The sequence below is a fragment of the Acidithiobacillus sp. TH-A35 genome (genome assembly GCF_057473505.1).
The window spans coordinates 1-2,940 of sequence record NZ_JBYCKR010000022.1; the positions used below are offsets into that span (position 1 = coordinate 1).

At 57.1% G+C, this 2,940-nt stretch carries 3 protein-coding genes and 1 pseudogene; 2 read left to right on the forward strand and 2 right to left on the reverse strand.

The genetic code is table 11. The features are described from left to right. Positions 1 to 388, forward strand: a pseudogene (locus AC2VNK_RS01095) (HlyD family secretion protein); the annotation flags it as partial. A 124-nt stretch (positions 389 to 512) separates the two neighbouring features. Here AC2VNK_RS01095 and argB read toward each other — a convergent pair. After that, the gene (gene argB / locus AC2VNK_RS01100; RefSeq protein ID WP_291520896.1) at positions 513 to 1,373 is read right to left on the reverse strand and encodes an acetylglutamate kinase; all 861 of its coding nucleotides are present in this window, start codon (positions 1,371 to 1,373) and stop codon (positions 513 to 515) included. An 8-nt stretch (positions 1,374 to 1,381) separates the two neighbouring features. After that, a complete protein-coding gene (locus AC2VNK_RS01105; RefSeq protein ID WP_486882496.1) occupies positions 1,382 to 2,026 on the reverse strand; it encodes a TetR/AcrR family transcriptional regulator in 645 nt (214 codons plus the stop codon). Between the two features lie 186 nt (positions 2,027 to 2,212). On the opposite strand from AC2VNK_RS01105, the gene AC2VNK_RS01110 reads away from it, so the two are divergent. After that, the coding region (locus AC2VNK_RS01110; RefSeq protein ID WP_486882497.1) for a hypothetical protein at positions 2,213 to 2,940 on the forward strand (728 nt) is incomplete at its 3' end.

Genomic DNA, 2,940 nt, shown 5'->3' on the forward strand with positions numbered 1-2,940 from the left:
CCATGTGGGCGACGTTGCCAATATCAATCAGGACCTCTTTCCCCTGATCGGCAACGAGGAGTACTGGGTTGAGGCCAACTACAAGGAAACCGACCTCGACCGCGTGCGCCCGGGCCAGAGTGCAGAAGTCACCATTGATATGTACCCCAATCATGGCTTCAAAGGAAAGGTAGTGAGCCTAAGTGGAGGTGCTGGCAACGCCTTCTCTCTGCTGCCCCCGGAAAATGCTACGGGTAACTGGGTCAAGGTGACGCAGCGGGTACCGGTGCGTGTTCTCATCTCCAACCCGGATCCCAAGTTCCCGCTACGGATCGGTACCAGTGCGTCGGTCACGGTGGATACGGGTGGAGCGCCGGGTTGGGTCAAGGCGCTGCAGCCTATCCTCTGAAATCAGACGCCAGTCGGTCCTGCCCGTAGCGCCAGGGTTAACGGCGGCGGGGTGCCAGAGGATGATGACGCCCCCCCCCCAATGGGGGCGGCGAGATATTCACCGGCGCACAGGCGACTCAAGTTCATCGCGTGTCAGAAATCAATGTGCCGACGCCCGCGTCGGTAAAGATTTCCAGCAATAACGCATGAGGTACCCGACCATCAATGATATGCGCGGCGTGTACCCCGGCGGCCACGGCATCCAGGCAGCACTGAATCTTGGGTAACATGCCGCCATAAATACGGCCATCGGCAACCATCCGATCCACCTCGGCAGCCTCCAGACGCGTGCGCAACTGGCCGTCCTGATCCAGCACTCCGGCGACATTGGTCATCAGAATTAGCTTCTCAGCATTCAGCGTCGCGGCGAGAGCGCCGGCCACCAAGTCGGCATTGATATTGTAGGATTCGCCCAGGGAACCCACCCCGATCGGCGCCACCACCGGAATGAAATCGCCCTGATCCAGCAGGCGGATAATATCCGGGTCCACCCGGGCGACCTCGCCCACCAGACCGAGATCAACGCCATCCCGGCGCAAAGGACGGGCGCGCAGCAATCCGCCATCCTTTCCCGTCAGCCCCACCGCGCGGCCGCCCGCCCGGTTGATGGCTTGCACAATCTCCTTGTTGACGCGCCCGCCAAGGACCATTTCCACCACTTCCATGGTCGCCGCATCGGTCACTCGCATGCCATCCACAAAATGGGTCTGCACCCCGAGTCGTTCCAGCAGGGCACCGATCTGCGGTCCGCCACCATGCACCACCACCGGATTCATGCCCACCTGTTTCATCAGGGTCACATCGTAAGCAAACTGCTCTTGAAGATAGGCTTCGGTCATGGCATTGCCACCGTATTTGATAACGATGGTACGACCATGGAAACGCTGCATGTAAGGTAATGCCTCTACCAATATATGCGCCTGCAGGTGGGAATCATTGTGCATAGAGCTCATCACGTACTCGCCGTATCTATCGAAGACTCAGAAATCAGCCCGCGCAAAAGAATCTCCACAATTCCGGCGTCATAACCTGCGGGATCGTCGGCAAAGGTAATAGGCGGATAATGTCGCAGGATATCCCGGGACTGGAAAAAGAAAACATTCGCGCCCAACAACAGGGTTGCCACCAGGGCCGGGTCAAAATCCACCCGCAGTTCGCCCCGGGACTGGCCGGCTTCGAGCACTGCGACCAGTGCAGAAAATACATCAGCAAAGCCCTGTTCAGCAAACTCTTGCGCTCTGGGCGCGCCTTTTTCGAGAATTTCCCGCCATACCAAACGCACCAATTCCGGTCGGTCTAACAGTGCCTGGAGATGGCAGCGCGCAAAATGCCGAAGCACGTCCACCACGGCTCCGTGGGCGTCGACCGCATCATTGAGCAATTTCCTCAAACTTTGGCTGGCCGCACGCAATACCGCAAGATAGAGCGCATCCTTATTGGGAAAATAATGATAGATATTGGCTTTGCTGATACCCGCCTGCAACGCGATGGCGTTCATGGAGACGGCATCAAACGCTTTATCGGAGAAGAGCTTTTCGGCGGCCGCCAAAATCCGCTGTCGTCCCTCACCTTCGATTGCCAGTGGCAAATCCCCCACGATCCTCCCCTCCGCCCCCAACATATGACAGTCGCCCTTGCACAGTGCCCGACCAATCGGTCAATATCGGAGCAGTGTAGCACCACCCATGGCGATTGTCCCCCTGCGACAAGGGTGGATAGTTATCCACCAACCGCCCGCAATTTGCTATTCTAGGCGCCAAAGATTTTGGCAAAGGAACCACGCATGTTTACCCATACTCCCAGCCAGGGAGATCTGTCTTTTTCTTTGTTGTTGCGAGCGCTTCGCGGCATCACCTTATGGCAGCCTATACTGGTGTACGTCATCGCCGTTTTCCTGGGCATGACCGGCTTGGAACTCTTCGCGCAATGGCCTGGCGGATGGGCAGGTGCCGCCATTGGGGTGATCATTCTACTGATCAGTTTTGGTGTCGGCTACCTGGGCGCTGGCGGTGTACTACTGCACGAGGCGCGCGGCGATCCACTGCCGGAAATAGCTAAAAGTCTCCGCTTTGGCATACGGGCCCTGCCGCGCCTGCTGGGGCTGCTGATTATTGAAAGTCTCTTGCTTTTGGGCATTTTTGTCGTAGAAGCATTGGGGTTTTTCGCTTGCAAGATACCGGGGATTGGCGCGATGCTCTTTGTGCCGCTATTCCCTGCCATCATGTTGGTAAACGCCATTGTTTTTGTCCTCGCCGTTATTGTCTTCAATCTCTCCGGACCCGCATTGTGGCACGGCGAAAGCGTAGGCAACTCACTCCGTCATACCATCTCCATCGCCCGCAATAAACCAGGTTCTATTCTGCTGATGATGTTGCTGCTCGCCGCGTTGGCAACGGGCATGGGAATTATCATTGCGGTGATTCTCTATACCGGGTATAGCATGACACTAACGGCCGCCACCCCCGTGCTGGCTGATGAAATCAGCCGCAGTGCAGACATGTTCTGGCAAAT

What these genes read in the sequence shown, in the direction of transcription:
- argB (WP_291520896.1), bottom strand. Translation starts at nt 1,373, where the DNA reads ATGCACAATGATTCCCACCTGCAGGCGCATATATTGGTAGAGGCATTA.